This is a genomic window from Hufsiella ginkgonis, assembly GCF_009834915.1.
Lineage (GTDB): Bacteria > Bacteroidota > Bacteroidia > Sphingobacteriales > Sphingobacteriaceae > Hufsiella > Hufsiella ginkgonis.
In genome coordinates, this window is record NZ_WVHS01000001.1 from 1,192,219 (window position 1) to 1,213,607 (window position 21,389).

General features: G+C 51.1%; 22 protein-coding genes. 12 read left to right on the top strand and 10 right to left on the bottom strand.

Annotated features, from left to right (window positions below; all coding sequences use genetic code 11):
• Positions 1–36: 36 nt before the first annotated feature.
• The 3 genes from GS398_RS05000 to GS398_RS05010 are packed head-to-tail and all read left to right on the top strand — an operon-like array spanning position 37 to position 3,262.
• Positions 37–723 carry a response regulator transcription factor gene (locus tag GS398_RS05000; RefSeq protein ID WP_160905605.1) on the top strand — a complete coding sequence of 229 codons (687 nt, stop codon included), beginning with the start codon at positions 37–39 and terminating at the stop codon, positions 721–723.
• A 35-nt stretch (positions 724–758) separates the two neighbouring features.
• Complete coding sequence (locus GS398_RS05005; RefSeq protein ID WP_160905606.1) at positions 759–2,087, top strand: sensor histidine kinase; 1,329 nt, start codon at positions 759–761, stop codon at positions 2,085–2,087.
• A 2-nt stretch (positions 2,088–2,089) separates the two neighbouring features.
• Positions 2,090–3,262, top strand: coding sequence for an anhydro-N-acetylmuramic acid kinase (locus GS398_RS05010; protein ID WP_160905607.1), 1,173 nt, complete (start codon positions 2,090–2,092; stop codon positions 3,260–3,262).
• 9 nt (positions 3,263–3,271) lie between these two features.
• On the opposite strand, the gene GS398_RS05015 is transcribed toward GS398_RS05010, so the two are convergent.
• Positions 3,272–4,168, bottom strand: coding sequence for a TraB/GumN family protein (locus GS398_RS05015; protein WP_160905608.1), 897 nt, complete (start codon positions 4,166–4,168; stop codon positions 3,272–3,274).
• A gap of 191 nt (positions 4,169–4,359) precedes the next feature.
• Here GS398_RS05015 and GS398_RS05020 point away from each other — a divergent pair, with 191 nt between their 5' ends.
• Both GS398_RS05020 and pruA read left to right on the top strand, forming a co-directional pair.
• Entirely contained in the window at positions 4,360–5,430 is a 1,071-nt protein-coding gene (locus GS398_RS05020; protein ID WP_160905609.1) for a fatty acid desaturase, read from the top strand.
• A 35-nt stretch (positions 5,431–5,465) separates the two neighbouring features.
• Positions 5,466–7,097, top strand: coding sequence for an L-glutamate gamma-semialdehyde dehydrogenase (gene pruA / locus GS398_RS05025; RefSeq protein WP_160905610.1), 1,632 nt, complete (start codon positions 5,466–5,468; stop codon positions 7,095–7,097).
• Between the two features lie 149 nt (positions 7,098–7,246).
• Here the strand turns inward: pruA and GS398_RS05030 are convergent, their stop codons facing one another.
• The 3 genes from GS398_RS05030 to GS398_RS05040 form a co-directional block, all read right to left on the bottom strand.
• On the bottom strand, positions 7,247–7,510 hold the full coding sequence (locus tag GS398_RS05030; protein WP_160905611.1) for a helix-turn-helix domain-containing protein: 264 nt from the start codon (positions 7,508–7,510) through the stop codon (positions 7,247–7,249).
• Between the two features lie 259 nt (positions 7,511–7,769).
• Complete coding sequence (locus tag GS398_RS05035; RefSeq protein ID WP_160905612.1) at positions 7,770–8,654, bottom strand: flavin reductase family protein; 885 nt, start codon at positions 8,652–8,654, stop codon at positions 7,770–7,772.
• A gap of 45 nt (positions 8,655–8,699) precedes the next feature.
• Positions 8,700–9,695, bottom strand: a complete 996-nt coding sequence (locus GS398_RS05040; protein WP_160905613.1) for a fumarylacetoacetate hydrolase family protein — start codon at positions 9,693–9,695, stop codon at positions 8,700–8,702.
• Positions 9,696–10,038: 343 nt separating this feature from the next.
• On the opposite strand from GS398_RS05040, the gene GS398_RS05045 reads away from it, so the two are divergent.
• The 4 genes from GS398_RS05045 (at position 10,039) to GS398_RS05060 (ending at position 14,705) form a co-directional block, all read left to right on the top strand.
• Positions 10,039–11,196: a homogentisate 1,2-dioxygenase gene (locus GS398_RS05045; protein WP_160905614.1), complete on the top strand. Its 1,158-nt coding sequence runs from the start codon at positions 10,039–10,041 to the stop codon at positions 11,194–11,196.
• 67 nt (positions 11,197–11,263) lie between these two features.
• Positions 11,264–12,391 (top strand): 4-hydroxyphenylpyruvate dioxygenase, encoded by a 1,128-nt coding sequence (hppD, locus tag GS398_RS05050; protein WP_160905615.1) that lies wholly within the window; start codon positions 11,264–11,266, stop codon positions 12,389–12,391.
• 84 nt (positions 12,392–12,475) lie between these two features.
• A complete protein-coding gene (locus GS398_RS05055; protein WP_160905616.1) occupies positions 12,476–13,771 on the top strand; it encodes a 4Fe-4S dicluster domain-containing protein in 1,296 nt (431 codons plus the stop codon).
• A 142-nt stretch (positions 13,772–13,913) separates the two neighbouring features.
• A complete protein-coding gene (locus GS398_RS05060) occupies positions 13,914–14,705 on the top strand; it encodes a (Fe-S)-binding protein (RefSeq protein ID WP_160905617.1) in 792 nt (263 codons plus the stop codon).
• 308 nt (positions 14,706–15,013) lie between these two features.
• Here the strand turns inward: GS398_RS05060 and GS398_RS05065 are convergent, their stop codons facing one another.
• Positions 15,014–15,481, bottom strand: a complete 468-nt coding sequence (locus GS398_RS05065; protein WP_160905618.1) for a hypothetical protein — start codon at positions 15,479–15,481, stop codon at positions 15,014–15,016.
• Positions 15,482–15,531: 50 nt separating this feature from the next.
• Between GS398_RS05065 and GS398_RS05070 the strand changes: the two genes are divergently transcribed.
• The gene (locus tag GS398_RS05070) at positions 15,532–16,017 is read left to right on the top strand and encodes an ABC transporter ATPase (protein WP_160905619.1); all 486 of its coding nucleotides are present in this window, start codon (positions 15,532–15,534) and stop codon (positions 16,015–16,017) included.
• Positions 16,018–16,026: 9 nt separating this feature from the next.
• Here the strand turns inward: GS398_RS05070 and mtgA are convergent, their stop codons facing one another.
• The 4 genes from mtgA to rpsF form a co-directional block, all read right to left on the bottom strand.
• On the bottom strand, positions 16,027–16,755 hold the full coding sequence (mtgA, locus tag GS398_RS05075) for a monofunctional biosynthetic peptidoglycan transglycosylase (protein ID WP_160905620.1): 729 nt from the start codon (positions 16,753–16,755) through the stop codon (positions 16,027–16,029).
• A gap of 221 nt (positions 16,756–16,976) precedes the next feature.
• Positions 16,977–17,420 (bottom strand): 50S ribosomal protein L9, encoded by a 444-nt coding sequence (rplI, locus tag GS398_RS05080; protein WP_160905621.1) that lies wholly within the window; start codon positions 17,418–17,420, stop codon positions 16,977–16,979.
• A gap of 15 nt (positions 17,421–17,435) precedes the next feature.
• Complete coding sequence (gene rpsR / locus GS398_RS05085; RefSeq protein WP_160905622.1) at positions 17,436–17,699, bottom strand: 30S ribosomal protein S18; 264 nt, start codon at positions 17,697–17,699, stop codon at positions 17,436–17,438.
• Entirely contained in the window at positions 17,699–18,064 is a 366-nt protein-coding gene (gene rpsF / locus GS398_RS05090) for a 30S ribosomal protein S6 (protein ID WP_160905623.1), read from the bottom strand. The genes rpsR and rpsF overlap by 1 nt, the downstream gene beginning before the upstream one ends.
• Positions 18,065–18,187: 123 nt before the next feature.
• Between rpsF and GS398_RS05095 the strand changes: the two genes are divergently transcribed.
• A complete protein-coding gene (locus tag GS398_RS05095; protein ID WP_160905624.1) occupies positions 18,188–18,817 on the top strand; it encodes a hypothetical protein in 630 nt (209 codons plus the stop codon).
• Between the two features lie 34 nt (positions 18,818–18,851).
• Here the strand turns inward: GS398_RS05095 and GS398_RS05100 are convergent, their stop codons facing one another.
• Positions 18,852–19,448: a porin family protein gene (locus tag GS398_RS05100; protein ID WP_160905625.1), complete on the bottom strand. Its 597-nt coding sequence runs from the start codon at positions 19,446–19,448 to the stop codon at positions 18,852–18,854.
• A 156-nt stretch (positions 19,449–19,604) separates the two neighbouring features.
• Here GS398_RS05100 and GS398_RS05105 point away from each other — a divergent pair, with 156 nt between their 5' ends.
• A complete protein-coding gene (locus GS398_RS05105) occupies positions 19,605–21,383 on the top strand; it encodes a DNA polymerase III subunit gamma/tau (RefSeq protein ID WP_160905626.1) in 1,779 nt (592 codons plus the stop codon).
• Positions 21,384–21,389 lie beyond the last annotated feature (6 nt).

Here is a 21,389-nt window from a genome sequence, read left to right on the forward strand (position 1 = left end):
GCTGACAGCTGATTGCTGACAACTGATACTACCACGATGAACGTCCTGATCGTTGAAGACGAAAGAAGCCTGGCCCGGGAAGTAGAAACTTTCCTGAAAAAGCTGTTCTATACCTGCGAGATCGCCTTTACCGGAAACGAAGCCTCCGAAAAGATCGCGGTAAACCTGTATGATTTTATCCTGCTCGACCTGGGGCTGCCTGATTACGATGGCCTCGACCTGCTCTCTGAAGCAAAAAAGCACAACCCCGAGGCGGCCTGTATCATTCTAACGGCCCGCGGAAGCATCCAGGACCGGGTAAAGGGCCTCGACCTGGGCGCCGACGATTACCTGCCCAAACCATTTTCATTGCTCGAGCTGCAGAGCCGCATGCAGGCCATCGCGCGGCGAAAGTTCGACCTGCACAGCCCCCTTATCGCCCTTGGCGAGTTCTCGCTCGATCTTACCCGGCGCATCCTGAGTCATCATGGCACCGAGATCACCACTATTACCCGGAAGGAATTCGACCTGGTAAGCTACCTCGTGCTTCATAAAAACCGTACCTTAACCCGCATGCAACTGAATGAGCACATCTGGGGCAGCCTGATCACCGACGACTACGACTCCAACTACATCGATGCCCACATCAAAAACATCCGGAAAAAACTGGGCGTTTTTGGAAACACCGACTGGCTCGAAACGGTTAGGGGAGTGGGCTACCGCATCCGCATCGGCCAGGGATAGGCCGATCAATGACAACCTGAAAGCTGACGGCTACTATGAAGCTTCACACCAAACTCACGCTCTTCAACACCCTTTCCAAGCTCGTTATCGTGGTGCTGTTCGTGATGCTTATCCCGCTGCTCACCCGCAAGATCAACCAAAGCTTTATCGACAACCGGTTGCTGAAGCAAAAAGACAAGGTGATGCAGGTGATCGACAGCCTGGGCATACGCTACTATATGCCCGACGATTCGAGTTACGGCAGCTATACCATGCTGAAGGAGGAATACATCGCGCTCGACCGCTACAGCTCTCCGGTTCAGCTGGATACCATTGCCAACGAGCGGCGTATGGTGGAACGCGACACCATCGAATACCGAATCCTGAGCCACACCTTTAAGGCCGGCAACAAAGACTACCTGCTCGAGATCGGCAAAAGCGTGAGCACCATTGGCGAAACAAGCAGCCCGCTGCAAAGCATCGCCCTCCAGGTGCTGCTGGGAATGGTGCTGCTTACCATCGTGGCCGATTTTTCGTATGCCAACTACATTCTTCAGCCGCTGGACAGGATCATCCGTGCGAAACTCCTCGGCAAACGCTTCCCGCTGGTGGGCACCTACCCGCGCATAAAAACCAGCACCTACGATTTTAAATACCTCGATGAAAGTATCCACGAGATGATCTCCCACATCGAGCAGGCTTTTCAGAAAGAACGCGAATTTATTTCCAATGCCTCGCATGAGCTGATGACCCCCGTTTCTATCCTCCAGAACAAGATCGAGAACCTTTTCGACCGCGAGGATATCACTGACGACGTGCAGATGCAGCTCATCGCCATGCAAAAAACCCTGAATCGCCTGAAAAGCATCGCCCAAACATTGCTGCTCATTTCGCAGATCGAGAATGACCAGTTTATCCGCGAAGACACCATACAGGTAGAAGAAATCCTTAAAGAAGTGTACGAGGAGATCGCCATCCGCATGCAGGACAAAAACCTCGGCTTTACCCTCGATGTGCCACCCGACACCAAACTGGTGAACGTAAACCGGTTCCTGTTATTCAACCTGTTCTTCAACCTGGTTAACAACGCCATTAAGTACAATGTGCCCAATGGCGCCATCCGCATCACAGGGAGTATGGTGCACGGGAAGTTCCAACTGGCATTTACCGATACCGGGAAAGGCATCCCCGCCGAACAGATCCCGCTGATATTCGACCGGTTTAAAAAGTTCAGGCAATCTTCGCCGCAGGAGAGCTTCGGCCTGGGCTTGCCTATCGTGAAATCAATTGCCGGGTTCCATAATATTTTAATAAAAGTTGAGTCTGAAACTGGAAAAGGAACTACGTTTACGTTAACATTTCCCAGCGAACTGTTACCTGCATAACTATGGCCCTTTCAGACATCCGGAAGCTGCTTGCAATCGCCGAAAAACCTTCCAGGCTCGTGATCGGGCTCATGTCGGGCACCTCGCTCGACGGTCTCGATATCGCCCTGTGCCGCATCAGCGGAAGCGGGGCCCGCACCCGGGCAGAAGTACTCCGGTTCGAAACCACGCCATACCCGAAATCGTTCAAGGAAGACGTCCTCGGCATCTTCGCCAGGTCGCAGGGCGATACCGAAAAGCTCACGTTATTGAACGAGGTGATCGGAAGCACACATGCGGGTTATATTTTAGCGGCGCTGGCGAAATGGAACGTCGACCCGCCAGCCGTCGATTGCATCGCGAGCCACGGGCAAACGATCTATCACGCGCCTAAACGGCTTCACCAGCAAGAGAATTATCCCAATGCCACGCTCCAGATCGGCGATGGCGATCACATCGCGGTAAAAACGGGCATCATTACGCTCTGCGATTTCAGGCAGAAACACATCGCCGCAGGCGGAGAAGGTGCGCCGCTTGCCCTGTATGGCGATAAACTGCTTTTTTCATCCGCAAAAGAATCGCGCGTACTGCTTAACATGGGGGGCATCGCCAACTTTACGTTCCTCCCGCAGGGCGGAAACGGCCCGGTAATTCTCTCTACCGACACGGGGCCGGGCAATACACTGATAGACGCCGCAACGCGCAACTATTACCAGCAGGATTATGATGCCGGCGGGCGTTTGGCAGCATCCGGCAAAGCCGACGAAGAATTGCTTGCCGCATTACTTTCCCACACGTTTTTTGAAGAGGCCCTGCCAAAAACCACCGGTCCCGAGCTCTTTGGCGAAACTTACCTCGCAGCCGCCCTGGAGAAGGCCGGCAGGCGCAGCATCGCACCGCAGGACCTCCTGGCCACCCTCTCCAGGCTGACCGCCGTTTCCATTGCAAACGCCATAAAAAAAGTAACAGGTCCCGGGGCGGCCGTTTACGTAAGCGGCGGTGGCTGCCATAACCCGGTGGTGATGAATGCCATCAAAGAAGCATTACCCGGGTTTGCCATACACAATTTCGCCAAGCTTGGCATTGATCCGGATGCCAAAGAAGCCCTGCTTTTTGCCGTCCTGGCGAACGAAACGCTGGCGGGGGATCCCGGCATCGACGAAATTACGATGGGCAAGATCTGCTTACCGCGATGACGACGGAAGTTACCTGGTTGACATCGGCTTAACGGTGTAGCCTGCTTTTTTTAGCAGGCTGAGCAGTCCTTTTTCTCCCGGAAGGTGACCGGCGCCAACCACGAAGAAAGTTGGGCCTGCCTCCATTACCCCGGGTACTTTTCCAGCCCATTTTTTGTTGCGGTCGTATAGTATGTCGTTCAACTCAGCTGTGGTATAATCCTCGTAACCGCTAAGAGATTTTTCAAGGGCTTCCAGGTTTGCCGCTTTATAGGCATTAAAAAGCTGGGCGCTCTCTTTGCGGCACTTATCTATCTCACGCACGGTTTTGAGCAGCTGCTCCTTTTGGCGGGCAATCGGCGTATTAAATAAAATAGCGCTCTGCTCCTCTACCGTTTCAAGGCCGCGGATCATCTTACCCGTCCGTTTAGCCTCATCCTGGAAATATTGGTCGAGCGCAGGGTTCGACTCCGTTACGTTATTCGGGGCGACCATCCCAGCGATGGTCACCTGTATAGCAGCGGGCTTAAGTGTTTTAAGCATGTCGAGTTTAGCGGCGCCGGGCAGTTTTTGTAACGCCTGGTCTACTTCGGTGTATTCTTCAGCGGTAAGCACGTCGGCAATCGTACCTTTTTCCATGGCAATGAACGGAAACACCTTTTGCATCAGCGAGGCAGCATCGGTGAGCACGATCTCGCCCATAACTCCCGAGGTTTTATTAAACGCCTCCAGCACTTTCGGCAGCGTGTCGATAAAGTTTTTTCCCGCAAGGTGGTAGCTCCCGAAAATATATGACGGCTGCTTTAACCCGTTACCGCTTACCTGCCATAACAGGGTGTTGTTTCTTTTCGCGGAAGTTTGCGCATACGAACCAATGCCTGGAAGCAGGAAAAAGAAGAGGAGAAGCTTGAGATTTTTGGGGAGCATGGGGCGGGGGGTTCAGTTGTCGATACTCAGTTTGAATAGTACAAATTAATGGATTTTTGGTAACTTCCTTGTTAAAACCTAAACCGGTTCCTAACACGCCTAAAAACTGATCGCTGAAAACTCATAACTGATCACTATCTTTACCAACAACCAATCAGCGGACCTCACCCTATGCTGACCAATCCGGTATTATGGCGCTGCTCGATTACGTACTACAGGAACCCGCCTACGGCTGGAAAGATTCTACCGGTAACCTCGTTAAACCTACCGTCGGGGAAATCTTAAAAGAGTTCTTCTCGCGGCTGAACATTGTTAAGGACCGCAAAAACTGGCTGCCTTTTTTCAGCTGGCTTAAGGTGGTATGCCTTATCCCGTTCTTTTTCCTGTTCGTGTTTAAGTTCTTCAGCCTGGGAATGCTGGCAGCGGCATTCATCTACAGCATGATCATTATGGGTACCCATGGCACTATCTGGCACCACCGGTATTGTACACATGGCGCTTACCGTTTCCGCAATGCATTTTGGCGTTTCTTTACCCAAAACCTTACGATTAATGTAATCCCGGAAGAAATTTACGTGATTTCGCACCACGTGCACCACGCCAAGTCAGACCAGCCCGGCGACCCTTATAACGCGTCGGCCGGCTTCCTGTATTGTTTCCTGGCGGATGTGAATCACCAGCCCATCGCAAAATACCTGTCTGAAAACGATTATCACCGTCTTACGCTATTGATGCAGCATACCGGTATCAATCCCAATACCTATGTACAATACAAAAAATGGGGCTCCCTCGTTCATCCCGGGAGGGCGGTTTTAAGCTGGGTGCTTAATTGGTCGTTCTGGTATATGGTGTTCTGCTTGCTGGGCGGACATGCGCTGGCATGTACCCTGTTTGGCGCTGCCGGTTTCTGGGCGGTGGGTGTACGTACATTTAACTATGAGGGACATGGCAAGGGCGGGGACAAGCGCCGTGCGGGCACAGACCATAACCTCAAAGATATGTCGGTGAACCAGCTTTGGCCCGGCATCGTAGCCGGCGAATGGCACAATAACCACCACCTGTTCCCCAAAAGCGCACGCAGCGGCTTCAAAGCGCACCAGGTCGACCTTGCATTTTACTATATCCGCCTGATGTACGCGCTCGGCGCCGTGTCTGGCTACCGCGATGACAAGAAGAACTTCGTGAAACAATATTATGAGCCGTATTTGGAAGGGAAAGCAACGAGAGACCGGCTATTGCGCCATAAAAGAACGGATAGCTGACGGCTGATAACTCATAACTCCCTATCTTTGCCGCCATGATCAAAGGATTCTTTAACGTACCTGCTCCCGTAAACGAGCCGGTATTGAACTACGGCCCGGGAAGCAAAGAACGGGCACTTTTGAAACAGGCCCTGGCCGATGCGCGTTCGCAGGAGCTGGATGTGCCTATGTATATCGGCGGCAAAGCCGTACACACGGATAAAAAATCGGCGCTTCGCCCGCCTCACGACCACCAGCATGTGCTCGGTCGTTATTCGCAGGGCGACAAGACCCATGTTGCCGACGCCATTAATGCCGCGCTTGCCGCGAAAGCCGCATGGGAGAACCTTTCATGGGAACACCGCGCAGCAATCTTCTTAAAGGCCGCCGACCTGATCGCCGGTCCCTACCGCTATAAGCTCAATGCCGCAACGATGCTTGGCCAATCAAAAAACGCGTACCAGGCGGAGATCGATTCGGCCTGCGAGATCATCGACTTCCTGCGTTTCAACGTAAAATACATGAGCGAGATCTATGCGCAGCAGCCTCCTGTTTCGCCGCGCGGCGTATGGAACAGGGTGGAACAGCGGCCGCTGGAAGGCTTTGTGTTTGCCCTTACGCCTTTTAACTTCACCGCCATAGCGGGTAACCTGCCAACCTCGGCCGCCATGATGGGCAACGTAGTGGTATGGAAACCGGCTAACACACAGATCTATGCCGCCAATGTGCTGATGGAGATCTTCATAGAAGCCGGCGTACCGGCAGGTGTGATCAACCTGGTGTATGTTTCCGGTCCCGATGCCGGCGAAGTGATCTTTAATCATCCCGATTTTGCGGGGATCCATTTTACCGGCTCAACCGGTGTGTTCCAGGATATCTGGAAAACGATCGGCAACAATATCCACAAGTTTAAAACCTACCCGCGCATTGTGGGCGAAACCGGTGGAAAAGATTTTATCCTCGTACATGGATCCGCCGATGCGGACGTGTCGGCCACGGCCATTGTGCGCGGCGCGTTCGAATACCAGGGTCAGAAATGTTCGGCAGCCTCGCGCGTGTACGTAGCGGCTTCGATCTGGCCGGCGGTAAAAGAAAAGATGCTGGCAGACCTGGCTACCTTTAAAATGGGACCGACGGAAGATCTCGGCAACTTTATAAACGCCGTGATCGACGAGAAATCGTTCGATAAACTGGCGAAATACATCGACGCCGCTAAACAGGATGCGGGTGTAGAGATCATTGCAGGCGGCAACTATGATAAATCAACCGGCTATTTTATCGAGCCCACGGTAATCGTTACACAGGACCCATCCTACGTAACCATGTGCGAAGAGCTTTTCGGGCCGGTACTGTCTATATATGTATATGATGATGCGGATTTCGACGGCATACTAAAAACCATTGACGAAACGTCTATCTACGCACTCACCGGCGCCGTGATCGCGCAGGACCGCTACGCCATCGAGCAAGCGTGCCATGCCTTACGCAATGCGGCCGGCAACTTCTACATTAATGATAAATGTACCGGCGCGGTGGTCGGCCAGCAGCCCTTCGGCGGAGCACGCGGTTCGGGCACCAATGATAAAGCAGGCTCAATGATCAACCTGCTGCGGTGGAGCTCGCCGAGGGCGATCAAGGAAACGTTCGACCCGCCGAAAGATTACCGGTACCCGTTTTTGGAAGAATAAGCTATCTATAATACAATCATGTAATTACATGGGCATCGGTGCGGCGTATAACGGGAGATAGACGGGAATAAGGTGCGCTAAGCGGAAACAGACGGAAATTGAAATAGTAAGCAGCGTTTAGCGGAACGAAACGGTGCAAAGTAAAATCACTACGATGCGGCCACCGATCTCAGCTGCACAAGATCTCCCGTTTCGGTGTTGATCACATCCATCATCTCTACTTCAAGCAGCATGGCGATGTGAAATAAGCGGCTCAGCGTGATCTGGCAATAACCCAGCTCGATCTTGCTGTAAGCATTTTGCGAAATTTCCAGCTTGGCAGCCAGGTATTCCTGCGTGTAGTTTCTAAATTCTCTGATCTTCCGGATGTTCGAGGCTACTTTCTTAGCTTTAATACGTGATATCTCCTTCATGAGGCAAATTTTTTGGCGGTTGGGCCGTCGCATTATTAGATATACCTCTACTAACGATGTTTTTTGCCTGATGGATTTAAGAAGTCGAAAATGACCCGGCCATACTTATCCTGGACAAAGCCGCCTCGGCCCTGGATTCTGATTCGGAACAACATGTGCAAAAGCCATCAGCATCCTGCGCGAGCAGGAAAAAACCATCGTAATTATCGTCCACCGGCTGAGTACGGTGATGAATGCAGACAAGATCGCCGCCGCCAGCTTACGCCAGCAGTACCTTCCACGCATTTTCTACGTCATCGTTTTCGAGCAGCCGTTTTGCCAGCATCGTGAGCTGTACTTCGCGGCTGTACTGGTCGCCGATGGTGGCGTCTAAAATGTCTTTAACTTCCTCGTACAGGTGCACTTGGGCAATTTCCAGGTCTGCGGGCAGGGCCGAAATGTTGCCGAGCTTACCAAGGTCGTTCCCGGTCAGGATGCGCGAGGTACGGATCCGGGCCGGGATGGCATCTACGCCGATACCGATGGAAACCAGCGGCTTAGCCACCTTAAACAAGCTTTCGGGGGTTACGCGGCAGTACCAGTCGCCGCCCAGCCGGGCTACCAGGTCGAGCTTTGCCTGGTTGATCGTACCGTTTTCAAGGAGATCCTCCGCCAGGTGGATCCGCTTGACCTCGGCCAGCACCAGGTTGCCTGCCCCGGGGCCGTCGCCCAGCGCGATCACGTTAGTTACCACGCACTCGAACTGTACCGGCGATTCGGCTACGCGCGGCGGACGAATGATCTCTGAAGCGATCTCCGTAAAACCGGCTTTCACAAACTCATTCACCTCTCCCGGGTATTCGGTGCTGGCCAGGGATGTTTGCTGTACCATCGGGTAATTTACCACGTTGATGGCTACTTCGGGCACCTGGCGGATATTTTCCAGCGTATGTTTAATGGTATTGTCGCGCACCCGCCTCGAAGGAGAAAAGATGACCACCGGCGGGTTGGTGCTAAAGATATTGAAAAAGCTGTAGGGACTGAGGTTTACATTTCCCGCAGCGTTAACCGTAGAGGCGAAACAGATGGGGCGCGGCGCCACCGTGTATTGCAGGTAACCGTGCAGCTCTGTAATGGAAATCGCCGTAGGATCAATCGTTTTCATTGTAATAGGATAGTAAACAGGATAGGTCCCTGAAGCTCTATCTGGTTATTTTTTTAACGCCAGCAACGAAAAATCCGTACCTGCCCGCCGGATCGTATTGCCCAGCACGCCTAAACCGGTTACCTCCATTTCTACCAGGTCGCCGTCTTTAAGCCATTGGGTTTCATAATTGGGATCGTTTAGCAGCCCGGTGCCGTTCAGTTCCAGGAAACAGCCCGTACCCACCGTTCCCGATCCGATCACATCACCCGGGTAAATATCCGCGCCATAGGCGCAGCGTTCTATGATCTCTGCAAAGGTCCAGTCCATATCGGCCATGGTGCCGGCAGATACCTCTTCGCCGTTTACGTGGCAGGTCATTTTCAGGTCGTAGGCGTTACCTGTATGGCCCGGTTTGGCCGCCACCTTATAAGGCTCAAGTTCGTCGGGAGTAACCAGCCAGGGCCCGATCACGGTCGAAAAGTCCTTACCCTTCGCCGGGCCCAGGTTCAGCAGCATTTCCTCCATTTGAAGAGTCCGGGCGCTCATGTCGTTCATGATCATGTACCCGGCAATGTAGCTGTCAGCCCCGGCAGCGGGGATGTTGCGGCCCTTTTTTCCAATCACTACGGCCACTTCCAGCTCGAAGTCGAGCTTCTCGAAATGGTCGGGCATACACCAGATCTCACCCGGCCCGTTAATGGCATGGTGGTTGGTAAAGTAAAACACCGGGTACTGGTCGAACTCCGGGATCATCTCCGCTTTCCGGTTGCGGCGTGCGGCGGCAACATGCTGGCGGAAGGCGTAACCGTCGCGGCACGAAGCCGGATGCGGTACCGGCGCCATCAACTCGTAGAACACTTCCTCGCGCGCTTTGAGGCCGCCCGACTTAATAGCCGAGTTTACTTTGCGGGCATGCTCCATGATCTCTTCGCCTTCCTGCAAAAACTGGTTCATGTTATCGGGGATCAGCTTGTCGCACGAATGCAGGTTGTAAATATGGCCGTTAATAAATAGTCCGAGGTGTTCGCGGTCTTCGGTGCGATAGGATACTAGCTTCATAGTAAATCTTGGTTAGTGGTGTAAAACTACAAGTTTGGCAATGATAATGTACAGCGATATAAATTATTCCCCATTGCATTGCACTTATTCAGCTAAACCCGTTACCTTTATGACATGTTCGCGAAGCTTACACTAACCATCCAGCAGCTCCGGCTCGTATCCCGGGAGGTTATCGCTTCGTTCCGCTATTCCCTGCTGTCTAAACTGGTTTTTGCGCAGTACTAAGTACCTGCCACGGACATGACGCTGAGCGCCAGCTACATTTCCAGGCGCAGAACGTTCAGCGTTTAACGTCCAACCAATTGCGATTCTTATTGTTAACCAATTACTTAACCAACCAAGTATGCCTGTATACCATAAACTGGGCAGTATCCCTCATAAACGGCACACGGTTTTCCGTAAACCCGGTGGGGAGCTTTACGCCGAAGAGCTTGTGTCAACCGAGGGATTTTCGAGCCTGTATTCGCTGGTTTACCATTGCTATCCGCCAACCATTGTGAAGGCCCTTGGCGAACCGTATTCGGTGGAGCCAAAGGTCGCGAGAGAAAAACACCTCAAACATACCAGCCTGCTCGGGTTTAACGTCGCGCCCGAAGACGACTATCTCCAAAGCCGCAAGGCCGTACTGGTGAACAGCGACCTCCATATTTCGCTGGCCGCACCGCGCCGGTCTATGACGGATTATTTTTACAAGAACAGCCAGGCCGACGAGGTTATTTTTATCCACCAGGGAAACGGCACCTTAAAAACCGGCTTCGGCAGCATCCGCTTTGGCTACGGCGACTACCTGGTGGTACCCCGCGGCACGATCTACCAGCTTCATTTTGACGGAGCAGACAACCGCCTGTTCATCGTCGAGAGCTTCAGCCCTATCCGTACCCCCAAACGCTACCGCAATCAATACGGCCAGCTGATGGAGCACTCGCCCTATTGCGAACGCGATATCCGCCTGCCCGCCGACCTGGAAACCTTTGATGAAAAGGGAGACTTTAAGGTCCTCATCAAAAAACAGGGAATGATCTACCCCTATACCTACGGCACGCACCCTTTCGATTTTATCGGATGGGATGGCTTTCACTATCCCTGGGCTTTTTCCATTCATGACTTCGAGCCCATCACCGGGCGCCTGCATCAGCCGCCTCCCGTACACCAGACATTCGAGGGGCATAATTTCGTGATCTGCTCCTTCGTTCCGCGGAAATATGATTATCACCCGCTGTCGATCCCGGCGCCTTACAACCACAGCAATGTGGATAGCGACGAAGTGCTATATTACGTAGACGGTGACTTTATGAGCCGCAAAAGCGTGGTAAAAGGCCAGATCACGCTGCACCCGGGAGGCATCCCGCACGGCCCGCACCCGGGAACGGTGGAGAAATCAATCGGCAAGGAATCAACCGAAGAACTTGCCGTAATGATCGATCCGTTTAAACCGCTGATGATCACGGACGAAGCGATCCGGATAGAAGATCCCGGCTATTATAAAAGTTGGGAGGGTTAACCAAGCCTGTCCCCCTCAGGAGGGAAAAAACCCCGGCTAAACATCCTGTAAACAAAAGACTACGATTATGAACACGCAAACCATCTCAAATACCAATATCAACACCCCCGACTTTCTCCCCCTAAACGGCACCGATTACGTCGAATTTTACGTCGGCAATGCCAAGCAGGCTGCACATTTCTATAAAACGGCATTTGGCTTCCAGGACCTCGCTTATGCAGGACCCGAAACCGGCATACGCGACCGCGCCTCGTACGTGCTGCAGCAGGGGAAGATCCGGCTGGTACTTACCACACCGCTTCGCTCTGATCACCCCATCTCCGAACACATTAAAAAACATGGCGACGGCGTGAAAGTGCTCGCCCTCTGGGTAAACGACGCCTACGATGCCTACGCGCAAACCGTAAACCGCGGCGCAAAGCCCTTCCAGGAGCCGCAAACCATTAGCGACGACCATGGCGAAGTACGCACCAGCGGCATACGGCTTTACGGCGAAACGGTGCATCTGTTCATCGAAAGGAAGAATTATCACGGTGTTTTTCTCCCGGGATATAAAGAGCATACCACAAGCTATCGCCCCGCGCCCACGGGTTTACAGTATGTAGACCACTGCGTGGGAAATGTCGACTGGCATAAGATGAACGAGTGGGTGAGCTTTTACGAAGATATTATGGGCTTCAAAAACATCCTGTCCTTTGATGACAAGATGATCTCGACCGAGTACTCCGCATTGATGAGCAAAGTGATGAGCAACGGGAACGGCTATGTGAAATTCCCGATCAACGAGCCGGCGGAAGGAAAAAAGAAATCGCAGATCGAAGAATACCTGGAGTTTTACGAAGGCGAAGGCGTACAGCACCTCGCGCTGGCCACCAATGACATCGTAGATACCGTAACTAAACTGCAGGAGCGCGGCATCGATTTCCTCCACGTACCCACCACATATTACGATGAACTGACGGACCGTGTCGGTCGTATCGACGAAGACCTCGAACCGCTAAAAAAACTCGGCATCCTTGTTGACCGGGATGATGAAGGTTACCTCCTGCAGATCTTTACCAAACCGGTGGAAGACCGCCCCACCGTTTTCTTCGAGATCATCCAGCGCAAAGGCGCCCGGTCCTTCGGCGCAGGCAACTTTAAGGCCCTTTTCGAAGCCATTGAACGGGAACAGGAGTTAAGGGGAAATTTATAGCTTTAAGTTTAAGCGATCACTAAATTATGCATGCATAGCATTTTATCCCTTATTTTACTACTTTAGCTTTTCTAACCACATCCTATGATCGCACAGGTCCTGTTTCTATTGCTGGCGGCTGCATCGGTTGGGCTCTTCACATTCAATGTGAAAAAGATCATCCGGAACATCCGGCTTGGCCGGCCGTTAGATCGCTCCGACCGCAAAGCGGAACGGTGGATGGTATTGTTAAAAGTAGCTTTCGGGCAAACGAAAATGGTGGTAAGGCCAGTACCGGGCATCCTGCATTTACTAATCTACGCCGGCTTTATCATCATCAACATGGAAGTGCTCGAGATCGCCATCGACGGGATTTTGGGTACCCACCGGGTATTTTCCTTCGCAGGCATGCTGTACAGCATCCTAACCGGCACCTTCGAATGGCTGGCCCTGGGTGTACTGCTGGCCTGCGTAGTGTTCCTTATCCGCAGGAACGTGATCCGGCTTAAGCGTTTCACCGGTACGGAAATGACTTCCTGGCCGCGCTCGGATGCCAATTATATCCTCCTTACCGAGATCCTGCTCATGACCGCTTACCTCACCATGAACGCCGCCGACCGCTCCCTGCAACTAACCGGTGCTGAACATTATAAAGTTGCAGGTGCGTTTCCGGTAAGCGCCTGGCTGATGCCGCTGATGCCCGCAAATGAAAACACGCTGGTATTCGTAGAGCGTGCATGCTGGTGGTTCCACATCACCGGGATCTTTGCTTTCTTAAATTACCTGCCGTATTCCAAACACTTCCATATCATTATGGCGTTCCCCAATACCTGGTATTCAAACCTGGAACCGAAGGGCGAATTTACCAACATGCAGTCTGTTACAAACGAGGTGAAGGCCATGCTGGATCCTTCTTTTGTGCCCGGTACGGCTGCCGAAACGTCACGTTTTGGCGCCAAAGATGTAACCGACCTTAGCTGGAAAAGCCTGATGGATGCTTATACATGTACCGAGTGCGGCCGCTGTACGTCAGAGTGCCCGGCCAATATTACGGGCAAGCTGCTGTCTCCCCGTAAAATAATGATGGATACCCGCGACCGGCTTACCGAGGCGGGCAAACACCTCGATAAAGGCACGGGAGAACCGGATGGCAAGTCGCTGCTCGACGATTACATTACCCGCGAAGAGATCTGGGCATGCACCACCTGCAATGCGTGCACGCGCGCCTGCCCGGTTAATATCGACCCGCTTTCTATCATCGTAGAGCTTCGGCGCTACGCCGTAATGGAGGAATCGCAGGCCCCGGCCAGCATTAATAACATGTTTGGCAATACAGAAAATAACGGGGCGCCGTGGAAGTACCCGGCATCTGACAGGTTTGCGTGGGCAAATGATACTTAGGGGTTTTGACGTTAAACGGCGTACGTTCGGTGAAACGCCCTCAAAATAAAATAAAGTCAGTTGATAACCATACGCTATACCATAAAGCTCCCCGGCGCTTTGCCGGATGTATAACGTATAACGTAAAACGTATAACTCCAGAATGACTAAACCACCCACCATGGCCGAAATGGCCGCTTCAGGCCAAACTCCCGAGATCCTTTTCTGGGTAGGCTGCGCTTCCAGCTTTGATGAACGCGCACAGCGGATTACACGTGCCATTTGCGGGATCCTGCAGCATACCGGTGTGAATTTCGCGGTACTTGGCACCGAAGAAAGTTGCACCGGCGATCCTGCCAAGCGCGCAGGTAACGAGTTCCTGTTCCAGATGCAAGCCATTGCTAACATCGGGGTGCTGAACGCCTACCAGGTAAAAAAGATCGTAACGGGCTGCCCGCATTGCTTTAACACCCTCAAAAACGAGTACCCGGGATTGGGCGGCAACTACGAAGTGATACATCACTCACAGCTCATCCAGCAATTAATAGACGAAGGGAAGCTCCGCGCCGAAGGCGGCGAATCTTTCAAAGGAAAAAAAATCACTTTCCATGATCCCTGCTACCTGGGGAGGGCAAACGATGTATATGAAGCGCCCCGAAAAACCCTCGAGCTGTTAGACGCCGATCTTGTGGAGATGAAAAGATGCCGCGCCAACGGCCTGTGCTGTGGTGCCGGCGGCGCGCAAATGTTTAAGGAGCCAGAGCGTGGCCGGAAAGACATCAATGTTGAACGCGTTGAGGAAGCCATGCAAACCCAACGGGATATTATTGCCACGGCCTGTCCGTTTTGCATGACCATGATCCGCGATGGCGTGAAAAGCCTTGAAAAAGAAGATACCGTAACCGTTCTCGACATTGCGGAACTCACGGCCCGTGCCAATGGGCTTAAAAGTTAAAAGCGATCCGGGGAAGATCGCTTTTAATAACACACACATTAAAAATTTGTAGAAGAGAGTCCCTGCCTCACCAGGCAGCGGGTTGTCTAAAAGTCGTGATATTTATCGCTTATTACCGTTAAAAAGCCGGAAGATTTTTCCCAAAAAAACAGGAGATTTTTCCCACGAAATAGCGGGTTTTTTCCCATAAAATCATGTGTTTTTTCCCACGTTTTTATGTGATTTTTCTCCTGGATCCAGGGTTTTTTCCCACGTTTCCCGGAGAAAAAACCCGTGAAAACGTGTGATTTTTTTCTAAGAACCAGGTGTTAATTTTTTACCTTCAACAGCATTTCAGAAATGCTGTCGAGCTGAGTCGTTTCTATATTTTTTAACGGAAGGGGCAGCGCACCGGCCATCGAATCGATGTTCCCTTTCCTGTCGTTATAGGTCTGCACGATAATGTCGGCGCCGGCGGTTGTGAGTAATAACGTCCCGGAAATGGTGTCGCCGAGATAACTGATATCTTTCAAACGCCGCAGGTTAAAGGAGAAATATTCCTGCTTGCCGTTGGGAAAAAACTTCCGTAGCCTGAAAAAGCCTTCGTCGGTAACATGCAGTTCGAACTTTTTTAACTTCACGTCCGCCCCGGGATTAAAGTACCGCTGCAAACGTTGCTCCAGCCAGGGAAGCGAAACGTCGGCTGCACGAAACCCGGGTAATATCGGAAGCACTGCCATCAGCACCAAAATCTTCCGGATACTGCCGGCGAAGTAATTTTTACATTGAGATCGCATAACATCAGAACTAAAAATAGCTTCCAAAAGTATAAATTGTAATTTTGTGTATGAATATTTCCGAAAACTCCCGCGTATGGATCTACCAGTCGAACAGGCAATTGACCGGTCCGGAGGTAAAGCAACTGGAAGAGGTGCTGGAGTCATTCACCGGTCAATGGCTGGCGCACGGACATCCGCTGGCGGCACAGGCTGCGGTACGTTACGCGCGTTTTATCATTCTCGCCGTCGACGAAAGCCGGGCGGGTGCTACAGGCTGCTCTATAGACAAGTCGGTAAACCTGATGAAAGAGATCGAAACCGCATTCAGCATCGATCTTTTTGACCGGTTTAACATTGCCTACCGGGATGGGGAACAGATCGCATCCTGCGGAAGAGCGGCGTTTGAAACCCTGATCGCATCCGGTAAAATAACCGAAGACACTATCGTTTTTAACAACCTGGTTCAAACGGTAAAAGGGTTAAACGAGCAATGGGAAGTACCGTTTAAAGAAAGCTGGCACCAGCGTGTTTTCAGTCTTCCGACACGGGTGTAACACCGGGTATCAGATCTTCGCTTTCTTCAGTCTTCGCATATTACGTAAAATAAGGCCCTGCTTATAATAAATATACCTCGTTGGATTAGCCGGCGACCATTTGCGCGGGTTGGGTAACACCGCCACGATCAACGCCGCCTCAGACCGGTTGAGGTCCTGCGCCTCTTTGTGAAAATATACGCGGCTGGCCTCACTTACGCCGTAGATGCCGTCGCCCGTTTCTATTACGTTCAGGTACACCTCAAGGGTACGCTCTTTACTCCAGAAAACCTCGATCAATACCGTAAAGTATACTTCGAAACCTTTACGGATCCATGAACGGCCAGGCCAGAGGAACACGTTTTTAGCGGTTTGCTGGGTAATGGTGCTGCCTCCCCTTATCTTTTTGCCTTGCTGGTTTTTTTCGTAAGCCTGTTCGATCGACTCCACATCGAATCCCCGGTGCTCCAGGAACTTGGCATCCTCTCCCGCCATTGCGGCGATCTTTAAATTACGCGGAATGCTGTCGTAATCCAGCCAGTCTTTCCGGATCAGCCAGGGTTTGCCGTCGAACTTGCGCTCAAAACCGCGGGATACCATCAGCCACGTAACAGGCGGATTAATAAAGCGGCAGGCAATTACCCAAAAAATGGTCGCTCCGAAATAGATAAGCATCACTCTTTTAGCGATCTTCCAGGCACGTCGCCAGCTGATACCACTGCGTGAGGCTCTTTTGGAAGTACTTTCATTTTTGGGCATACCTTGTAAAAATAAAAAAGTGGGTGACTCCGGCAAAATCATGTTAACCAGGAACGCGGTTAAAAGGGCTCAGGCAAAATAATTGGGGACCGGGATTATCGTCTCCATAACTTTCCGTACTGATCCGTTAAAAGCATGCCCGGTGCGGAGTTACACGCAAACAAAAAAAGCGTCCCGTAACGGAACGCTTTTAAAAGATAACCGGTAAAGCCGGTCTTTAATTATTCAGCCACTACTTCGAAAGGAACCTGAACTTTAACCTCTTTGTGGAGGTTAAGGTTGGCAACGTACTCGCCAACAAATTTAGGCTCGGTTTCGAAAGTGATCCGGCGACGGTCGACTTCAAAACCTTCCTTCTTCAGGGCATCAGCTACCTGGATGGTGTTTACAGAACCGAAGATCTTGCCGCTTTCGCCAGCTTTAGCGCCGATAGTAAGCTTTACACCTTCTAATTTAGCTGCGGTGGCTAACGCGTCATTCTTGATCTTATCCTGTTTAAACTGTGCTTGCTTTAAGTTTTCGGCCAACACTTTCTTTGCAGAAGGAGTAGCTAAAGTAGCAAAGCCCTGGGGGATAAGGTAGTTACGACCGTAACCTGGTTTTACATTTACTACATCATCTTTCTCACCGAGATTTTTGATGTCTTGTTTTAAAATAATTTCCATTGCGCTTATCCTCCGTTATTTTAATGAATCGGTTACATACGGCAACAGGCCGATGTGACGTGCACGTTTGATCGCCTGGGCTACTTTGCGCTGGAACTTCAACGAAGTACCTGTTAAACGACGCGGAAGAACTTTCCCCTGGTCGTTTACAAATTTTAACAGGAAGTTTGCGTCTTTGTAATCGATGTATTTGATACCGTTCTTCTTAAAGCGGCAATACTTTTTGCGGTTATCCTCCACCTTGGGAGCGGTAACGTACTGAATTTGCTCTTTAGCCATTAGTTTGCTACCTCCACTGTTGTAGGTTTGTTCTTGTTGAAGGCGCCGCTGCGTTTCTTGTCGTTATAAGCAACTGCGTGTTTGTCGAGGGAAATGGTAAGGAAACGTAAAATACGCTCATCCCTTTTAAACTCCACTTCAAGCTTGTTAATTAATTCACCGGGAGCTTTAAATTCGATGAGGTGATAGTGACCCGTAGTCTTTTTCTGAATCGGGTACGCTAGTTTTTTCAAACCCCAATTATCCTCCTGGATAATTTCGGCTCCGTTATCGGTTAAGATCTTTACGAATTTGGCTACTGCCTCTTTCGCAACGTCTTCTGATAACAACGGGGTCAGAATGATCACTGATTCGTACTGCTGCATTTGTAAGTATTGATTATTAATTGTTTATCCGTTACAAAACGGGACGCAAATGTAAGAAGAAATATCTTTTTTTCAAAGTGAATAATACTGTACCTTGAACGACGCTTAACAGCTGGTATTTATATGGTTAATAAAGTAATGAACAACCTGTTTCTTTGTTTCTGTGTGTGGGCGTTTTGTACAGGCCTGTCATTCGCACAGGACACGCCGATGGGGCCTGCGGAGAAAAAAATGACCGATAGTGTTTGTAAGTGTGTGAACCTGGTCGATTTAAAGAAAATATCGACCCGCGAAGAGGCAATAGCCGCTTACACGAACTGCATTACTAAAAACGCCGACATCATGATGAGCCTGGTGGATGAACGCAAAGCCGACATCAACGACAAAGCGGCGATGACGGTTATCGGCGTCGACCTGGCAAAGAACCTGCTTAAAACGGGATGCGAAAACTTCGCGCAACTCTCACTCCTCACCACCAAAGGCACGGGAGCCGAAGCCAAAAGCGTAACAACGGGTACTTTTAAACGGATTGATGTGAAAGGGTTTAACTATATCGTGCTGAAAGATGCCGCCGGAAACGAGCAATCCTTTTTATGGTTGCGGCAATTTCCCGGTTCGGAACAATTTGCAGGAAGCACTTTAAAACTGGCGGGAAAACCACTAAAGGTAACCTGGCAGGAAATGGAAGTGTACCTGCCTGCTGCCAAAGGGTATTATAAGGTGAAAGAGATCACCGCCATAGAAGGCCTGTAAAGGGCGGCTTTGGCTTCCGCCCTTTACCAGAGCTTTAAAAAATAAACCCGGTACTTACCTGTATCGACTGGCTCTTCCACTTGTCGCCCGAGCTTACGTCGTTTAGTTCAGACAATCCTACCACATAGCGGCCGCCCACATGAAGTCCCAACACCGGCAGCTTCCACTGGAAACCACCCGCCATAGAGAAATCTCCTGATTTGAATGCTTCCTTGCCATTCTGGATCAGGGAATTATCCTTATTGATAGCGATGCTATACTGCGGACCTAATTGCAGCTTCAAGTTATTCCCGTAGCTAAGCAAGATGGGGATAGTAAGATAATCGAGCTTTACATGCTTGTTGGCCGGATCGTTCGCATCAAATGGCTGGGAGACATCATCGGAAGCGGTAGTTTTGCTTTGAACAAACAGCACTTCCGGCTGCAGGCCCAGCTTGCCGGAAAGGGGCACCTGGAGCAGGCCTCCAAGGAGGTAGCTGTAAGTAAAACCATCCTTGAACGCTACACCATCGATCTTGTTTCCGTTTACCCCAGCTTTAATACCGAGGTGTAAGCCGCCTTTTTGGGCAAAACACGGCGATGCCAGAAGTAAACCGGCTGCGAAAATAAATACATTGATTTTTTTTAACATAACCTTCAATTTAATCCGGGCCCCAATGCCCGCATTTTGCGGAACAATTATCCGCGCATAATGTTATGACGGTTTTGCAGGCCAAACGGTTGCTTCAACAGCCATTTTATAAACCTCCCGAATGAAATATGGCATCTTCTTCCTATTTTCGCACCGATGGAAAACTTCATTGTATCGGCCAGGAAATATCGCCCCGCAACATTCGAAAGCGTTGTCGGTCAGCAGCATATCACCAATACGCTAAAGAACGCCATTAAGAACAACCAGCTTGCGCAGGCATTTTTGTTCTGCGGACCCCGGGGCGTGGGGAAAACCACCTGCGCCCGTATATTGGCGAAAACGATCAACTGCCAGAACTTATTGCCCAATACCGAGCCTTGCGGCGAATGTGAATCGTGCCGTTCGTTTCAGCAGGGCAACTCGTTCAGTATTCATGAGCTGGATGCGGCGTCGAACAATTCGGTAGACGATATCAGGAGCCTGATCGAGCAGGTGCGGATACCGCCTCAAACAGGCAGGTACAAGATCTACATCATCGATGAGGTGCACATGCTTTCGCAAGCGGCGTTTAACGCTTTCCTGAAAACGCTGGAAGAGCCTCCAGGCTATGCGATCTTTATCCTGGCCACTACCGAAAAGCACAAGATCCTCCCCACGATATTGTCGCGCTGCCAGATCTTCGATTTTAACCGGATCAGGGTTGAAGACATGGCCGCGCACCTGGCAAACATAGCCTCTAAAGAACAAGTAGCGTATGATGCAGACGGGCTACACCTTATCGCCCAAAAGGCGGATGGCGGATTGCGCGATGCCTTATCGATGTTCGACCAGATCGTTAGCTTCTCTAACAGGAATGTAACGTACCGGTCGGTGATCGAGAACCTGAACATCCTCGACTACGATTATTATTTCAAGATCACGCAATTGCTGCTAGAACAAAATACCCCTGAAACCTTGGTGGTGTTTGACGATATCCTGGCGAACGGTTTCGACGGCAACCATTTTATTAACGGGCTGGCTTCGCATTTCAGGAACCTGCTGGTGGGAAAAGACGCCGTTACGCTGAAACTGCTGGAAGTAAGCGAGGGGATCCGGCAAAAGTACCTGCAGCAATCGCAGGCAACATCGGTTTCATTCCTGCTTTCGGCCCTGAGCATTACCAACCAATGCGACCTTAATTATAAGATGAGCAAGAACCAACGCCTGCAGGTAGAGCTGGCGCTCATCAAGCTTTGTCACATCGCTTCGGCGCTCAATCTTTCAGAAAACCAGGTAACTGCCGAAGACGGCCAGACTAAAAAAAAAACTGAACCCATAGCGGTAGAGCCGCCGGAGCGACCGGCCGCTGCACCGGCGATGCCGGCTATACCCGCCGTCCCTGCGGCACAACCCGCGCCGGTGGCGCCAACCGCACCTGCACCAGTTATTACCGATGCCCCGCCCACGCCAAAACCGTTCATTAAGCCGGGCCTGGTTGCGTCTGCCTCCCTCATCCCCAATTTAAATGACCTGGAAGGAGGAAAAAAGGAAGAGGAAAAAAAGCCTGAATACCTTTCGGGCGAAAGCCGGAAGCCTTTTACCAATGATCAATTTCTCCGCGCATGGAATGAATACGCCGAAAGAGCAAAAAGAACGAGCAAGATGAACGTTTTTACGCTGATGACGGCCAACGCGCCGCGGCTCCTGGAAAACTTCCTGGTCGAAGTGCTTGTCGAAAATAAAGCGCTTGAAAACAACCTGATTCTCGAAAAAATCGACCTGCTTAACTTCCTGCGGTCTAACCTGGAGAACTTTTCCATCGATATCGTTTCGCGCCTGGTAGAGCAAACACAGAAAAAAAGGCTTTACACCTCCACCGAGAAATACCAGCACATGGTGCAGAAAAATCCGGCGGTGGAGGAGTTTAGAAGAAGATTTAACCTGGGTATCGAGTAAATCGAC

Bases quoted from the DNA above. Each gene is read 5' to 3' on its own strand.
- GS398_RS05040 (WP_160905613.1), bottom strand. From the start codon at position 9,695: ATGAAGCTAGTATCCTATCGCACCGAAGACCGCGAACACCTCGGACTA.
- pruA (WP_160905610.1), top strand. From the start codon at position 5,466: ATGATCAAAGGATTCTTTAACGTACCTGCTCCCGTAAACGAGCCGGTA.
- GS398_RS05070 (WP_160905619.1), top strand. From the start codon at position 15,532: ATGAATATTTCCGAAAACTCCCGCGTATGGATCTACCAGTCGAACAGG.
- GS398_RS05100 (WP_160905625.1), bottom strand. From the start codon at position 19,448: ATGTTAAAAAAAATCAATGTATTTATTTTCGCAGCCGGTTTACTTCTG.
- GS398_RS05055 (WP_160905616.1), top strand. From the start codon at position 12,476: ATGATCGCACAGGTCCTGTTTCTATTGCTGGCGGCTGCATCGGTTGGG.
- GS398_RS05095 (WP_160905624.1), top strand. From the start codon at position 18,188: ATGGTTAATAAAGTAATGAACAACCTGTTTCTTTGTTTCTGTGTGTGG.
- hppD (WP_160905615.1), top strand. From the start codon at position 11,264: ATGAACACGCAAACCATCTCAAATACCAATATCAACACCCCCGACTTT.
- GS398_RS05060 (WP_160905617.1), top strand. From the start codon at position 13,914: ATGACTAAACCACCCACCATGGCCGAAATGGCCGCTTCAGGCCAAACT.
- GS398_RS05005 (WP_160905606.1), top strand. From the start codon at position 759: ATGAAGCTTCACACCAAACTCACGCTCTTCAACACCCTTTCCAAGCTC.
- GS398_RS05020 (WP_160905609.1), top strand. From the start codon at position 4,360: ATGGCGCTGCTCGATTACGTACTACAGGAACCCGCCTACGGCTGGAAA.
- GS398_RS05035 (WP_160905612.1), bottom strand. From the start codon at position 8,654: ATGAAAACGATTGATCCTACGGCGATTTCCATTACAGAGCTGCACGGT.
- rpsF (WP_160905623.1), bottom strand. From the start codon at position 18,064: ATGCAGCAGTACGAATCAGTGATCATTCTGACCCCGTTGTTATCAGAA.
- rpsR (WP_160905622.1), bottom strand. From the start codon at position 17,699: ATGGCTAAAGAGCAAATTCAGTACGTTACCGCTCCCAAGGTGGAGGAT.
- GS398_RS05105 (WP_160905626.1), top strand. From the start codon at position 19,605: ATGGAAAACTTCATTGTATCGGCCAGGAAATATCGCCCCGCAACATTC.
- GS398_RS05065 (WP_160905618.1), bottom strand. From the start codon at position 15,481: ATGCGATCTCAATGTAAAAATTACTTCGCCGGCAGTATCCGGAAGATT.
- GS398_RS05045 (WP_160905614.1), top strand. From the start codon at position 10,039: ATGCCTGTATACCATAAACTGGGCAGTATCCCTCATAAACGGCACACG.
- GS398_RS05015 (WP_160905608.1), bottom strand. From the start codon at position 4,168: ATGCTCCCCAAAAATCTCAAGCTTCTCCTCTTCTTTTTCCTGCTTCCA.
- mtgA (WP_160905620.1), bottom strand. From the start codon at position 16,755: ATGCCCAAAAATGAAAGTACTTCCAAAAGAGCCTCACGCAGTGGTATC.
- rplI (WP_160905621.1), bottom strand. From the start codon at position 17,420: ATGGAAATTATTTTAAAACAAGACATCAAAAATCTCGGTGAGAAAGAT.
- GS398_RS05010 (WP_160905607.1), top strand. From the start codon at position 2,090: ATGGCCCTTTCAGACATCCGGAAGCTGCTTGCAATCGCCGAAAAACCT.
- GS398_RS05030 (WP_160905611.1), bottom strand. From the start codon at position 7,510: ATGAAGGAGATATCACGTATTAAAGCTAAGAAAGTAGCCTCGAACATC.
- GS398_RS05000 (WP_160905605.1), top strand. From the start codon at position 37: ATGAACGTCCTGATCGTTGAAGACGAAAGAAGCCTGGCCCGGGAAGTA.